Origin of the sequence: Falseniella ignava CCUG 37419 (assembly GCF_000301055.1) — a bacterium.
GTDB lineage: Bacteria > Bacillota > Bacilli > Lactobacillales > Aerococcaceae > Falseniella > Falseniella ignava.
Genome location: NZ_JH932301.1, coordinates 434,252 through 448,782, shown reverse-complemented (window position 1 = coordinate 448,782; position 14,531 = coordinate 434,252). Strand labels below are relative to the sequence as shown.

At 38.0% G+C, this 14,531-nt stretch carries 10 protein-coding genes and 1 pseudogene; 1 reads left to right on the top strand and 10 read right to left on the bottom strand.

Annotation, left to right across the window (positions count from 1 at the left end):
* Positions 1–180: 180 nt before the first annotated feature.
* The 3 genes and pseudogenes from HMPREF9707_RS08795 to HMPREF9707_RS06280 form a co-directional block, all read right to left on the bottom strand.
* Positions 181–285, bottom strand: a pseudogene (locus tag HMPREF9707_RS08795) (helix-turn-helix domain-containing protein); the annotation flags it as partial.
* 272 nt (positions 286–557) lie between these two features.
* Positions 558–4,853: an Eco57I restriction-modification methylase domain-containing protein gene (locus HMPREF9707_RS06285; RefSeq protein ID WP_006701866.1), complete on the bottom strand. Its 4,296-nt coding sequence runs from the start codon at positions 4,851–4,853 to the stop codon at positions 558–560.
* Positions 4,834–5,598: a DNA methyltransferase family protein gene (locus HMPREF9707_RS06280; RefSeq protein ID WP_006701865.1), complete on the bottom strand. Its 765-nt coding sequence runs from the start codon at positions 5,596–5,598 to the stop codon at positions 4,834–4,836. Before HMPREF9707_RS06280 ends, HMPREF9707_RS06285 begins: the two co-directional genes overlap by 20 nt.
* Positions 5,599–6,063: 465 nt before the next feature.
* On the opposite strand from HMPREF9707_RS06280, the gene HMPREF9707_RS06275 reads away from it, so the two are divergent.
* On the top strand, positions 6,064–7,092 hold the full coding sequence (locus HMPREF9707_RS06275) for an Abi family protein (RefSeq protein WP_006701864.1): 1,029 nt from the start codon (positions 6,064–6,066) through the stop codon (positions 7,090–7,092).
* 66 nt (positions 7,093–7,158) lie between these two features.
* Here HMPREF9707_RS06275 and HMPREF9707_RS06270 read toward each other — a convergent pair whose 3' ends face one another.
* From HMPREF9707_RS06270 to HMPREF9707_RS06240, 7 genes are all read right to left on the bottom strand, one after another.
* Positions 7,159–7,398 (bottom strand): zinc ribbon domain-containing protein, encoded by a 240-nt coding sequence (locus tag HMPREF9707_RS06270; protein WP_006701863.1) that lies wholly within the window; start codon positions 7,396–7,398, stop codon positions 7,159–7,161.
* A gap of 566 nt (positions 7,399–7,964) precedes the next feature.
* Complete coding sequence (locus HMPREF9707_RS06265) at positions 7,965–9,941, bottom strand: DUF4767 domain-containing protein (RefSeq protein WP_006701862.1); 1,977 nt, start codon at positions 9,939–9,941, stop codon at positions 7,965–7,967.
* A gap of 174 nt (positions 9,942–10,115) precedes the next feature.
* The gene (locus tag HMPREF9707_RS06260) at positions 10,116–10,607 is read right to left on the bottom strand and encodes a methylated-DNA--[protein]-cysteine S-methyltransferase (protein ID WP_232217670.1); all 492 of its coding nucleotides are present in this window, start codon (positions 10,605–10,607) and stop codon (positions 10,116–10,118) included.
* A gap of 450 nt (positions 10,608–11,057) precedes the next feature.
* Positions 11,058–11,735, bottom strand: coding sequence for a Crp/Fnr family transcriptional regulator (locus HMPREF9707_RS06255; RefSeq protein ID WP_006701860.1), 678 nt, complete (start codon positions 11,733–11,735; stop codon positions 11,058–11,060).
* 83 nt (positions 11,736–11,818) lie between these two features.
* Positions 11,819–12,052: a heavy-metal-associated domain-containing protein gene (locus HMPREF9707_RS06250; RefSeq protein WP_006701859.1), complete on the bottom strand. Its 234-nt coding sequence runs from the start codon at positions 12,050–12,052 to the stop codon at positions 11,819–11,821.
* A 15-nt stretch (positions 12,053–12,067) separates the two neighbouring features.
* Positions 12,068–12,355, bottom strand: a complete 288-nt coding sequence (locus tag HMPREF9707_RS06245; RefSeq protein ID WP_006701858.1) for a hypothetical protein — start codon at positions 12,353–12,355, stop codon at positions 12,068–12,070.
* A gap of 63 nt (positions 12,356–12,418) precedes the next feature.
* Positions 12,419–14,278 carry a heavy metal translocating P-type ATPase gene (locus HMPREF9707_RS06240; RefSeq protein ID WP_006701857.1) on the bottom strand — a complete coding sequence of 620 codons (1,860 nt, stop codon included), beginning with the start codon at positions 14,276–14,278 and terminating at the stop codon, positions 12,419–12,421.
* Between the last annotated feature and the right edge of the window lie 253 nt (positions 14,279–14,531).

Sequence of the window (14,531 nt, the reverse complement as noted above, 5' to 3'; positions counted from 1 at the left end):
AATAAATTACTAAATTAAATTATAAAACGAATGAAACAAAATTTCAATTAATCGCTTACAGAAAGAAACATCGTTTCAGTTAATGAACAGAAATGAGTATGTTGTCAAGAAAATGACCATAATAGGTTGCCTCTTTTTTGGGGAATCACGTTAAATCTCTAATGATTTTGGATAGGACTTATTGATCGTTTGAGGTGAACATCCTAGACGACGAGCAATTTCGCGGTTTGAAATCCCTTCTGCCTTCCATGCCGCTATCTTGCCTCGTTCAAATTCAGATAGATGTGAGCAATATTTTGCGTTTTAATGGGTGTAAGTTATATGATTTCATCCTTTTCTATAGTATTCGACGCACTTATAGTAACATGAAATCATATGGCTTTTTTGTTTTCACAAACTTATTTTACAGGTGGCTAACTTAATGATAAAATCCACGTTTAAAAGATTCATATATCCGTCTCCTCTAAATAAGTAGATGGTGAGCGTAAAATCAAATGAAAAGCATCAGGGTTTCTAACCACTTGATAAGTGATTAGAAACCCTTTATTTACACGTTTTTATTCCATTGGCTGAACATTCTCTTCAATAAACTGAATTTCTTCCTCACTCAAACCATACTTTGCATACAATTGCTGATCAATTTCCGGAATAGATTTTGACCAATCGATATCGGAATTGGAAGTGAAGTCTTGGATCGGAACACATTCCCATGTATCTTTCTCATTGTGCTGATCAATTTTTAAAATACTCAACATGGCTCTCGTGAATTTCGTTTTTATGTATTTCAACAAGTTTTCTGCTTCTAGTTCTTTCTCAAAAGCTCCTATACCTAAAAAAGTTTGAGTATATCCTTTCCTAGGACCAATAATTTCTGGAGAACTAAGTTGTTCGCCTAACAACCCTTTCCCATTAGCCCTTGGCACAATAACTTTCCATTTAAATAGATTCTCGTGTTCTTTAGCAATATATTCTTCGAGTATGTATCTCCAGTACCTTTTATTCTTAATCACACCGATAATAGCTATATCTGTGTTTGATTTTGCTTTTTCTAAAAATAGTGGGATTTTTTCAAAAGTATTATTTCTTAATCTTTTATCTTTCCCATTACTCCCAATTTTACTTTTTAAATTTGGGTAATCATTATACAATTTTTCTAATTCGAATCGATTTTGAGTATAAATTACATTCATCAGGCTATCTTCAGATAATTTTTGTACCTTCCCATAAATTTCTATTAGCATAGGATAAGGCGAAAAAATTCCAATCGGTCCAATTAGTTTGTTAATGTCTCGATATGATACAGCTATCCCCCCTTTAATATCTGTATTCGGAAAAATTATTGAAGAATCTTCTTCATAAAATAAAATTTTCAAATGATTATCTCTCAGCATTTTATTATTCCAAGCTTTAGGTGTGCTTCCGGCATTGAATAAAAACCTAGCTGGATGTATCATCTCAACTTTTTCAGCAATTTCATAGGCACTATCTAAAAACAGGTGATAAATTGGTGGTGCATATGTCTTATTATTTCCGGCTGATTCATCCTGATACGGTGGATTCCCTACAATCACATCAAACTTCACTTTCTCACCTCCATAGGCTTTGATTAAATCTTCTTTCATTGTTCCTTCTTGGGCGGATTTTGCCATGTCCCATTGAACCAAATTACGGGTATCAATATCCCCGTGAATGCCATAGACATAGTTTTTAGCAATATTATAAATTATATTACTTGGAGCAACCCCATAGACCTGATTCTCTAAGATCCACTTAATTCGCGCTTCTTGATTAGGGATTTGATCGGCTAAGCCTTCATTCAATCGTTTCACCAATTCCGTTAGATAGAGTCCACTCTTAGTATATAAGTCCGCAAACTTCATATGCTTATCCTGGAAGATTCCAGGGTTCTCTTCTTCTAACTTATCTACCATCAATTTAACGACCCCTCGTGGCGTATAAATCTGATTGGTCTGTTGATTCGGAATATAGTCAAAAATGTCTTCAGGTAGTTTCTCATCAAAGTAATTCGCTAGTTCGTCTTTCTTATCAAAGAATTCTTGGACACTGGCATTAAAGACCGTCTCATCAAAGAACCCTTTAAACTCACGTTCTTGACCCTCATCATCGACATACTTAAAGCCATCACGTAACTTTCTAAATTCTTCAATCGTAATCGATGTGATTTCCAAGAAAGTATCTGGGGCAATGTTCTGTTCAAAATTATTTAACCTTGTATCTCGGTCACCATACGCCATGAGGAAGGCTGGAATCGTCCGAGTAAATCCACGTAGATGATCTCGGGTATCTTGCTCCGTTTTGTTTTTCTTCCGTTCTTCAATTTTCTTATATTCTGTTTCGACAGTTTTGTTCAATGTTTCTTGGGTTCTTTTTTGAATATTTTGTTGGAACTCTTGGCGGAGTTCTCTTTCTTTTGCTTGACGCTCTTCATCAAGTTCGGTCATGGTTTTGGTATTATTAGGATTTACAAGCGCATCATTATAGTCTTTTTGAATGTAAGTTGTCTGGGTTGTAAAGTAGTTCACTTCTTCCTCAACCACATCTTTGATATTTCGTCTGACATTATCTTGAACACGATTAGTCTGGGTTATATTCAAGTCAAATTGATCTTTTAACTCGTCAAAGTCCTCTTTAATACTATCCATGAAGCGGTTGGTTAAATCCGTCACTGTTACAGATTCCGGCTTATCTTCGACTTGGAAGACTTTATCACCAAAGATATCTCGAGTTCGGTTAATCACGATTTCATCAGGAATTTCAACTTCACCGCGATCATTCAGCATCGGATTCTGTAAATCAATCGGCCGTGCTTCTTTCGCATGCTTCTTATTTTCTTCGGGCTTAATCTTATTAATAATTCCAACCAATTCTTTTGGCGCGCCGAAGATTCCTACAATATTATTGAAGAGCAGGTTAGACATGAAGCCTTGACGAACGACTTCACGTGCTTTAATATGACGCGGAATGGTCAATACTTCCTCGGCATTGAGCTCTTGCATCTCCCCTTGATCATCTTCTGCAATCACCGGGAAGAAATTCAACAACGTCTTAATCTGGTCGTGACGTTGCTTTGTTGTCTCTGATTGACCAGGTGTTAGGTTATTCGCAAACTCATCAAAGAGAATCAACGTACGTTCTGGCGCAAAGTCAAAGATATAAGCATTCTCTTTACGGAAGAGTTGTCCATCCTTTTCATACTCATAAGGGTTCTGTGCTCTAAAGGCTGCTTGGAAATATAACGCAGGTGACTTAATATTTGACAACATCAACACAGCTGTCCACTCAGGAATCGTTACCCCTGTTGTAAGTTGCCCAACAGATAGGGTAATTGTCTTAGGATATTTCTCAATCGCTGCTTTGACTTTATCGTATGATTTTTTATTTTTCTTAACTTCTTGACTTTGTTCTAATTCCGTTTCACTATCAATTAGACTTTCACCATCCCCAGCAGCTAAGATGATTTGGTAATCCTTGAAGACAGGATGTTTCTTCAATAATGCTTCAAGCGCCTTGGCAGAGGCAACTCTTGGTAGGAGCCAAAATGTATGATCTAACTGGTGACGATACTCCGTCGGTGAAAAAGGCATCTTGCCTTGCGACAAATTATCCAAGAACTTTAGGACACTCGCCTCATACTCAAAACGCCCATTATCCTTCGTTGCGAAGAATTCGTTCAAGTCAAAAGCATAATCCATATTACCGTCTTCTTCTAGGTTCGCCCCTCTTTGTAGTCGATCTTGAACGAGGCTACTCATCTGATAAGTAAAAAGACTTAAGGTAGGTAATTTTTCATAAGGATTGGTATCAAGTGTCGGATCCCAGTTCGCCTTCGCTTGTTGCTCATCAAGATAAGACCAATTATATATTTGATCCGCCAAAAACTTCTCATTCGCAATGGCTTTAAATGGCGTTCCAGATAAATGAAGTGTAAAGTCGCGATTAATTTTCTCAAAAGCGCGGTCCGTCTTACGAGTATCTACCCCTTCGTGCGCTTCATCAATGACTAAGAGATCCCAAGGAATTTCAGCTACCCAGTCTAACTTTTTATGAGGACCTCCTGCAAAACGTGCCCCTTTCAAATCTTGTAGCGAAATAAACGTCACTTGTTTAGCATCTCCAGCCTCTTCTGAGACGACAAATTCGATAAATTCATCCCGTGTCATGCCTTTCCCTTTTAAGGCATCTGTTTCGGAGACGAACTTCATATTCGGTTCTTGATGACTAATGAATTTATGGAAGTCCTCATACCAAGAGTTCGCAATCGCCGGGCGATTCGTGACAATTAGCGTATTAACAGCCCCTAGCTGCAGCATCAAATCATACGTCGTTAACGTCTTACCAAAGCGTGGTTTAGCATTCCACAAAAATTCTCGGTCGTTGCCTTCTTGACGATAGTATGCCAATGTTTCCTCAACAGCTTCAGCCTGTTCACTTCGAAGCTCATAATCTATCGGTTCAATGGTTACTTGTTGTTTACTGGCGCCTGATTGGATGAACTCATCCGTTAAAGTCTCCGCTCTTTCAATCTGACCATTAAAGTAGAACCATTCATTGGCGCTCGTACCAAAATTATGACGGCGGATTCCTCGAGATATAAGATAACGGTGAAGATCACTATCATGGAACCATTGTCCATCTTTTCTTTGAGCGACACGGTGGAATTGAATTTCAGGAGTTAATCCCGCAGTCCCTACTTGTTCGTGAATTCGAGCTTCTACTTCTCGTGAGGTCTCACCTATCTTAATATAACCATCATGATCAGGCACTTGGGGCAATGTATAACCATAGATCTTTAGATTGAGTTCCTCGAAAGGTTTAATTTGTGTCCGACTCATCGATTTCCTCCATTTCCTCTAAATGAACATCTTCAATCCAACATGGCAAGTAACGATAGTTTTTTTCTGGTTCTTCATCTGATATCTCATCCTCAAATAAGTCGAACAAGCTTAATTGAGCTTCTTCCACTGGCAATAAAGTTCCATGAATATAGCCCGATTCATGTTCCGTACCCTCTGCAATTTCTTCTAAACTATATTCCGTTCTTTGAACTTTGAGTTTTTTCTGATTCGCTCTTGTATCTAATAGTTTCCATTCCGTGAATATGATTGGATCTCCATTAACTTGTTCTTTTGTCAAAAAGTTCCCTTGGACAATATTTTTAGAAATGATATATTGAGCGGCTCGAAATATCTTATCTCTAACTTTGGTTTCGTGCGCTTCAGCCGCTTCGCGATAAAAATCATTATATATTTTATACAAATTCATGACACATCGCTGCGCGTTATCTTCTAAGAGCTCTACTCCATAGAGCGTGGTTAACGCAAGGAGGGAATAATTCTCATACTGAGCGAGATTCTCATTATAGTTCTTTTGTACGATACTAAGTTTTCGTTTGAGTATTTCAATTAAAAATGCCCCTTCTCCAGCTGAAGGTTCCAAAAAGGTAGCAGTAACTGATTCGCAAGCTTCCTTGATTCCTGGTTGATCAAGCATCATTTTGACAATCCGCTTGGGAGTGAAAACTTCTCCATGCTTTTGAACGCGCTTCTTACTTTTAATAATCACTTCTTTATTTCCCATCAAGCAATTCCCTCCCAAGATTTAGACTAGTATTTGTTAAATCTATTCACTTTCATTAATGTATATTCTAGCATATATTGAAAGCTTTTACATCACATGCAAGTCCGATAATCAGTTAATAATAAGTCGATCAGTTCCCACATACGCCCACCCACATTTCCATCATTTTCCTTCCCTCAACAGAAAAAAGCCCCCTCTCAGGAGCTTCCTTCTACATCGTAAATCTATACAAACCCTATCCCTATCAGCTTTTCTTTTCAATCAATACGACGCACTCAACATGTGTTGGGGGTAAGGGATAGATTGATTTTAGTATGTTGGGTAAGTAGCATAGTTTGAAAATCACCAAAATTCGGCTTGACCCTTGTATTTAAGAAAATTTTCCGTTATAATCTAGGTACCAGAACCCGCTACGTTCCCTGATTCAAAACGTAGTGGGTCATTTTTTTGAGGAGGTTAGTGAAAATGCCAGAGTCATTCAAATTTTCTAGGGAAACTTCTACATTGGTAAAACCTTTCTTAAATATTGATGGACTCATTCATCGTTTAGAGTGCTCTGATAATTTGCCGCTAACTTTTTCTACCTCTGAAAGATCTGAAGCAAGGCTTGTTCTCAAAACAAGAAACTACTATTCCCTATCCATATATAAAAAACAACTGCCCTACGACAATCAACATAATTCATTTACTTTTTCAGACCTAATGCAGCTAGCTCATTTCGATGAGTTTTTAAGGCAGGCAATCAGTCCATTTACCTATCGAATAGAGGAAATGATGAAAACAACGGTCGTTACAAGTGCCTGTGTTAATTATAAAGGTCCTTATCAAAAAGGAGAATGCTATCTAGATGAAAAGCTGTATTTAAACACTGAAAAGTATAACGAAGTGCTTGAAAGTCTTGAAAAAACTGTCGAAGAAAATCAAACTTCCCTTGCTTTCAAACACCATCTCGACAAGAAACAGGGGCGTATCCCTTTATGGGTCTTGGCAGAAGAAATGACATTTGGCCAAATTTCTTTCTTCTTTTCATCACTGAATAACGATATCAAGAAAAACTGGGTTTACTATGGTTTCCTCTCACGGCATCAAAAGTTAAAGAAAATTAAAGGGGAAGAAATCCAGGCTAGATTATTTTCATGGTTTTCTGCTGCCTGGTTTCTCAGAAACTTATGCGCACACAACCAGCGTATATATGGTAAATTGCTGATCAGTGGTAATCCACAGCTTTACTCTCATGACATGCGTAAAATGAAACGCTATGGAAAAAAGAAAAATGATAATAGAGACCTGTTTGCCTATTTAATCAGCCTTAAGAATATCTTACTCTTCGACTCCAGGGAGACACATCAACGATGGAATGTTTTTCTAGAAACACTGGATGAACGACTTAGCCAAGATTCAAAAATAGTTCACTTATCAAAAATAGGATTTGTTGATGATTGGAAGGAACTCCTTAAAATTAATATTGTTCAAAGCTTAGACCAATTGTTATAAAGTTGTTCGACTAAAAATAAGAGACACAGAACTATGTCAGCGTCACAACATAGCTCTAGGTCTCTCTTATTTGTCTATCCTTACGATTTCTCCCGTTTTCAAAGTCATTTCAAGCTGGTCATCCGCTCGCTCAACCTTTTGATCATAAGTTTGGTCCAAAACCTGACTAATATTACGTTCTAATTGGCCTAAATAACTCTCTTTTCCCTCAAGCATTTGGTTCAACACATCCACAATTGCTTGATGTAGCACTTCCTCTTTGATTGTTCGGGCTGGACATTGGGTATGATTTTTAACTCGAGTCACACACCGCTAAATGATAGCCTTACTTCCCCGACTATTCCACTTGATGCGTCGGAAGATATCCCAAAGTGACTACAAAACACTTTCCCTGTTAAAGCATACTTCCCTTGATGAACCGCTTCTTCTTTCGTTTGCCAGAGTAAAGGTTACTTCGCCTTCTCCTCCAGTTGATTTTTACTCATGCCACTTATTTTAAGTTGCTGGTCTATCTTCAATTTGACCTTCCCATAATCAGACACTCGAGGCACCTCCACTTAAAATACAAGTTGGCTAGATAATAACATTTTAAACACCTTCATACAACTGTATCATGTTGCAGGCAGTAGGCATTAAGGTTCTATAATAAATATAACCGACGAGCGTTAAATTAAATTTTACGCTCGTCGATTTTTTAGAGACTTTTGTCCCAGCCTCGTTTTAAGTCTATACATTCTTCTTCGGATAATTACTGTTTTTTTGTATCCTCAATATATTATTTTACAATATTTTGTAGATAATATGTGCGTATTATCTATATTTTTCGTATCTAGCAACGATTATAGAACGAATGTCTCAGTCTCTCTTTAATTTTATTCCTGATAAAGTTCCTTCACGAGGAAATTGAAGCGTCCGATGAGATCGGAGTTCTGAGTGTCCCAGAAGAGGGTATGGCCATCGGCATCTGGTCCCTGTAACGCTACAAGGACTCTAGGGTGAGTTGGGTCAGCTACAAATAAGTATAAGTGTCGTTCATCAGATGAATTTGCAGTATCTTCAATATCTGAGTAGACGGCATCAATTCGGATACCAAGAATTCCGTCACCGTCGTGCTGATAGTGAATCGTTGTAATCTCACCGTCGAGATTGATTTCGAACGTCTTACGCGGGAATGTTCCGCCGTAGAAATCAACCGGATGTTCGAGAGTATATTGTTGATAGACTTGATTCATCGTGCTTCCCCAACTTTGCATAATATTGCCTAATCGTTCATGAGCCTTAGCATCGAATGATGGTGCCGGTAATTCAGGGAACTCAACAGGTTCAAAAGCTGGATAATGATTCGTCACATCTACTTGATAGTATGCTTGATAATCAAATGGATCAATCTCTTGCGGATTATTAGTGTTCCCTAGTGTTGCGAATTGCATTTCACCAGTATATTTGTCAATGAAGAAAATCCCGACCCCACTAATATCTTGTGCACCAGCTGATGTTCGCATCGATACAATATGGTGCGTGCCTTCTGGATATGGATTCTGGAAATATTCCATTTGCCAATATTTGAAGCCAAATCCATTGATTTCTGCGGATTCTCCGGCAACAATGCTAATCCGATTGAGTAAGTCATATCTGGCATCATCCACCGTGAACAGTTCTGCGACATCGTATTTCATGCCATCTAAAGATTCTAGTATGAAGCCGTACGATAAGAATCCAGTTTCCTTTTCTGCCTGATTGATAGCTTCATAATAAGCTGCTAAGCAATAAAATCTTAAGTGATTGAGTGCCTCGAGTGATTCATCCGTTAATTCAGGAAGAAGCATCTTCTCAATCGCAAAGGTATTCTGGGCAATCGTCTTTAAATCGGAAATATTTCTAATCCGATAATGTGCGTCTTCCGACTCGTCATATTCAGCAGCAACATCTTGAGCTTTGCGATACATTGCTGGAATAATGGGGTGATAAACATTCGCATCATCAAATACTTGAATATCCAATGCCATCAAGTCGTGTACAGTGATTTGCTCCGTATCCCATGATGTATCAAGCAACTCATACCAGCGATGATTCAAATCCCGCAGTCGGTTCAAGTAATCTTGCATCTCTTCGGAGAAGGCCACATCAACTTGGCTTGACTCTTGGACACTCTCTCCGCCGCCAATCTCATACCATTGCCAATCTTCATAAATATCAATCAATTCATCATCTCCAGGCATGATTGAACGGTATTCATCTTCTGTTAGGAATTTTTGATGTGTTTTATCTTCGTACACCATTGTGTCGTTTTGTGAGTAAGAAGAATATTCGGCAATCGGGACAATATCGTCACCCCCTTCATTGAAGGTAACAAATGCATAGAAGCTTCCACTGGCAGAGAACGTTAATCTATAACCTAACCTACCATCCTGATAGAAATCTAACCCGCTTTTAGGAGATAGATGAACATATGGGGCTTCAATTTCTCCTGTATCAGGTCTTTCTGGATAGTCGTAACCGGCGACAGTAACAACTTCTTCTCCATTAAAGGTAAAGATATGGAACAAACTCCGGTATTCATTCACACCAGTCAATAGCAATTCAGGAATCCCATTATGGTCTAGGTCCTGAATAGAATAAATAATTTTATCGCTAGGACGCGCATTTGCAATTCCTAGTTCAGAAATATAAGGACTATCATAAAGACCCGTGAAATCAGCATCCAATATCCGGTCCAAATTCTTCTCATAATCCTCAATTACAGGGCGATAGTATTCAGGGAGCTCTTCATTTGCTCTGACTGGCTCACCTGTTAACAAACTCATCCCTGCTACTAACATTATCCAACGCATGCATTTCAACATTTTCATGTAGTACACCTCGGTTCTATATTGTCACTTTATGAATAAATATAGGTCATATTAATTAAAAATACAACTGACAGAACAAATGAGAAGTAAACAGAACCTCATCATTCAAATCAAATTGAATATAACAATTCCTCAAATGATGTTGATTGCGGTAGGTTTTAATGTCTTTTAATTTCATGAGGTAGCATGATCCCCTTTCATGGCCCGCCTTTCCATCGCTAACAGCTCTCTCTTCATAGCAAGCCCCCCGCCATAACCTACCAGCTTGCCATTTGCCCCAATCACTCTGTGGCAAGGGACTATCATCATCAGCGGGTTTTTGTTGTTAGCCATTCCAACGGCACGACTGGCGTTAGGGTTGCCAATCGCCACGGCAATCTCTTTGTAGGTGCGCGTTTCACCATAGGGAATCTTTGTTAGTTCTTCCCAAATTTTCTTTTGAAATTCCGTTCCTTCTAGCTCATATGCAATATCGAACGACGTTCGTTCACCCTTCAAATACTCCATAATTTCTGTATAGACACGTTCTGTGAAGTCTGTCTTCCTTCCAGCATCAGCGGACGCATCAATCTTCTGTAGCAATAATAAAACTTCTCCCCGATAGCCAATCTTCAAGAATCCAAAAGGGAACGTATAAACGGCGAAATCCAATCTCTTGCACCTCACTTTTTGTAACATAGCATCTTAAAATACTTTTTCTTATATATGGCGTTTAATATGGCAAGGGTATTCTTAGTAATGCTATCAGCGCAGTATTTCAATTAGAAACTGAATCGATATTTCTGAAATATAGACTAAATATTATAATTAAAATTCCTGAATATGTATTTTTATTAAAAAAAGCATCTTTATATACGACAAAATAAATTAAATTTAAGAACACAATAATAATCCCCATAATCAAAGTTATTTTAAAAATATTTTCATTAATTTTTTCATTTTGGTTATCCTTTCTCTATCTCATTAACCTTCTGTCGAGACTTTTTTCTTTATTTTAACATTAAATCAGCTGGGAAAAAATTTTTTCATCAACCTTATTTATTATAGAACATCAAAAGACCCGACTCATTTCGCATTATCCAGCGGTGAGTCGGGTCACAACGTGAATGTATATATTTATTCAGAATAATAGACTAAATCATCGAGATTATTTATTTTAATTAAGGAGGAACTTTCTTGAATAATCAGTCCTTTTTCCTCTAGTTCTTTAAATTTTCGGCTGATTGACTCCGGGGTTGTACCTAAATAATAAGCAATATTTTTTCGTGAAGTAGGTAGCGTAACGGTTGGACTTTCACTGTCTGAGTCCACAAGATCCACTAAGTACATAGCCAGACGGACGCCAATACTCTCCGTGGTAACTTGCGTCGTTTGCTTATAGGAATCATTCAGTCGCTTTGACATTTGTTCAATAATTTTGAGCGAAATCTCTGGGTAGTCTTTTAAAATTTGAGTCAGGTCTTTTTGCTCGATCACGCACACTTCACTATCTTCTAATATTTCAGCGTAATCTTCATGATAGGTATCTTTTTTGAAAATACTTGTTTCGCCAATAAAATCACCTGTTTTTAAAATTTTGACGACTTGCTCGCGGCCATTTGCTAAGAGTCGATAAATTTTAATACTTCCTTTATGAACAACATAGAGCTTATCTGTTTGGTCTCCTGCTTGAAATAAAAAGTCACCTTTCTTAAAGGACTGATGTTTAATCTTTTTGGCGATGAGCTGCATGGATGAGTCATCCAAATGATTAAATATGGGAACCAGATGCAAGCACGATTGATGCTTTGTCATCTTTAATCGCCTCCTTGTCTCCTATTATCCTTATTTTACAGTAAAAGTAAAAAGCAAACAGTCATATGTTTGCTTTTTTCGCTTTATTCACTCTTAGCGATTGATTTTAATACTTGATACCCCAAGTATTCAATCATATTTTCTATTTCTTTAAGTGAAGTCTTCTGGTCGTCAAAACGCACCTTTACCTTACTTGCGTTAAACATGACTTTCACGTCCTCCGGATCAATCCCATTCAATGTTTTGATACCTGCTTCTATTTTTTGTAAACAAGATGGACAAGCCAATGTCTCTAATTTTAATGTTGCTTTTTGCATAATTAAACACTCCTTTTATTTTTTATTTCTTAATGTGTCTGCTTGATGTAATACTTGATATACGGTCGAAAAGGCTTCGCATGCGTCATCAGGTATTTCATAATTCGATGTTACTTTTCGTAACGAATCAAACTCAGCGTCAAGATCATTAATTCCGTCGTTTAATTTTTGGTCAATTTGTTGGTAAATTTTTCTTACTTCAATCACTTCTGGATGATGATTTCCATGGACCTTCGCGACAGCCTTCGTAAAAGTATCTAATTGGTCATGGTGATTCTTTAAAAACTCAATACTTTCTTGCATTTTGATTCCCCCTTACTGTTATCTTAGCTAGTTTGGTCGAAACCTTCCTTGACCACCGTCAAGTTATCGTTTATATCGGAGTAATCTCATCGCATTGAGAATCACCGCTAAAATACTTCCTTCATGAATCAACATTCCAATCGACATGCTCATCCAAGGTGTAAACAGCAACATTGACACTAAAATAACGACAACCCCTATAGAAATAACAATATTTTGCTTCATATTTCGATTCGTTGCCTGACTCAATCCTAAAGCGTGATTAAGGTGGTCAAAATCAGATTGAACAAGCACCACATCAGATGTTTCGATCGCGATATCTGTCCCCGATCCCATCGCAATACCTACTTGTGCATTAGCCAAGGACGGACTATCGTTAATTCCATCACCGATAAATGCAACGGTATGGCCAGCCTGAACGAGTTGTTTAACAAGGTTTGCTTTATCTTGAGGAAGCATATTACCCATCGCTTGTGTCAAGCCTAATTCATTAGCGACTAGGTCAACAGAGCCTTGATTATCTCCTGATGCAACAATCAAATTGTTAATCCCTTGTTTTCTTAGTTTCTGTAATTGCTCTTTCACACCCGCTCTTAGCTGATCTCGAATTCCCATTAAAATTTCGATCTTTCCATTCACAGCGGTCAGAACAATCGAATTTCCTTTACTTTCAAAGTCTCGCACATCGTCTCGAACTTTCTGAGAGATTGAATATCCTTGTTCCTCCATCAATTTTAAATTTCCGACCGCCACATGGTTGGCCTCAATCATAGCTATAATTCCTGCACCCTTTATTGCTTCACTCGAATCAATCTTCAAAACGGTATCTTCATTTTCTAGGTATTCAATAATCGCTCGAGCTAATGGATGATCGGATTCTTTTTCAATGGCCAATAAATAAGCGAGAGCCTGATCTCCCTGATCTGAATAAACGGCCACGTCAGCTACTTTGGGTTCCCCTTCCGTTAAGGTTCCGGTTTTATCGAAAATCATAGTATCCACAGCTGCAAAATCTTGAATCGTTTCTGATCCCTTAAGGAGAATCCCATTTTTTGCGCCGTTACCTATCCCGGCAACATTCGATACTGGCACACCAATCACAAGCGCACCCGGGCACCCTAAGACAAGAATTGTTACTGCGAGTTCGATATCTCGTGTTAGAAGTCCTACCATCAAACCAATCACTAAGACCGCATATGTATAGTATTTAGAGAACTGATCGATAAATTTCTCTGTTGAACTCTTAGCATCCTGAGCTTCTTCAACCAATTCAAGAATTTTACCAAAAGTCGAATCTTCCGCCACTCGGTCTGCTCGAAGATAGACGGTTCCATTTTCTAACAGCGAGCCGGAATAAACTTCATCATCGATTGCTTTATTCACTGGGATCGACTCACCGGTAATTGAGGCTTCATTTAAATAACCTGCCCCCTCAATAATGGTTCCATCCACGGGGACTCTACCTCCCGTTTTGACTTGAATGATATCATCAACCTCGACAAAATCGACGTCGATCTCTTCAAATGAACCATCCGCTTGTTTAACCCAAGCAGTATCGGGTGCCATCTCTGTCAATTCTTTAATAGAGGAACGCGTATAATCGAGCGTTTTCGCCTCTAACCAACTTCCAAATAAGAATAGAAAAGTAACAATCGCGGCTTCCTCAAAATTTTGGATAAAGAAAGCAGCCAATGCCGCAATCGAGACTAAAACGTCAATAGAAACAACTTTTACCTTCAGTGCAGAATAGGCCTGGAATAGAATAGGTAAAATTCCAATAATCGAAGCAATCACTAAACTAAAATTAAAGAGTTTCATCGAATTGATTGTAAATCTTGATCCAAAACCAATGACAATGAAGAATAGCTGAGTGACCATGATCTGAGTTTTATGTCTGAGTGTCCACTGAATAAATTTCTGCATCATAATTTCTCTCCCCTGTTTGATTTCTTTGATTCAATCATACAGGGAATAACTTAAACTCACCTTGACGGCTGTCAATCAAACTCCCTCAAAAAATTGACTGAAGAAAGATACAAAAAAGGAACTAAGCGCTAAAAGCAGCCTAATTCCTAAAAAGAATACTCTCTTTCATTGATAAAGAGCCCATTTATTTACAAAAATTTCGCCACAAATATAATCGTGGGATCAAGCTTAAAATTAATTTGAAATTAAT

Bases quoted from the DNA above. Each gene is read 5' to 3' on its own strand.
- HMPREF9707_RS06285 (WP_006701866.1), bottom strand. From the start codon at position 4,853: ATGAGTCGGACACAAATTAAACCTTTCGAGGAACTCAATCTAAAGATC.
- HMPREF9707_RS06280 (WP_006701865.1), bottom strand. From the start codon at position 5,598: ATGGGAAATAAAGAAGTGATTATTAAAAGTAAGAAGCGCGTTCAAAAG.
- HMPREF9707_RS06275 (WP_006701864.1), top strand. From the start codon at position 6,064: ATGCCAGAGTCATTCAAATTTTCTAGGGAAACTTCTACATTGGTAAAA.
- HMPREF9707_RS06265 (WP_006701862.1), bottom strand. From the start codon at position 9,941: ATGAAAATGTTGAAATGCATGCGTTGGATAATGTTAGTAGCAGGGATG.
- HMPREF9707_RS06255 (WP_006701860.1), bottom strand. From the start codon at position 11,735: ATGACAAAGCATCAATCGTGCTTGCATCTGGTTCCCATATTTAATCAT.
- HMPREF9707_RS06250 (WP_006701859.1), bottom strand. From the start codon at position 12,052: ATGCAAAAAGCAACATTAAAATTAGAGACATTGGCTTGTCCATCTTGT.
- HMPREF9707_RS06245 (WP_006701858.1), bottom strand. From the start codon at position 12,355: ATGCAAGAAAGTATTGAGTTTTTAAAGAATCACCATGACCAATTAGAT.
- HMPREF9707_RS06240 (WP_006701857.1), bottom strand. From the start codon at position 14,278: ATGCAGAAATTTATTCAGTGGACACTCAGACATAAAACTCAGATCATG.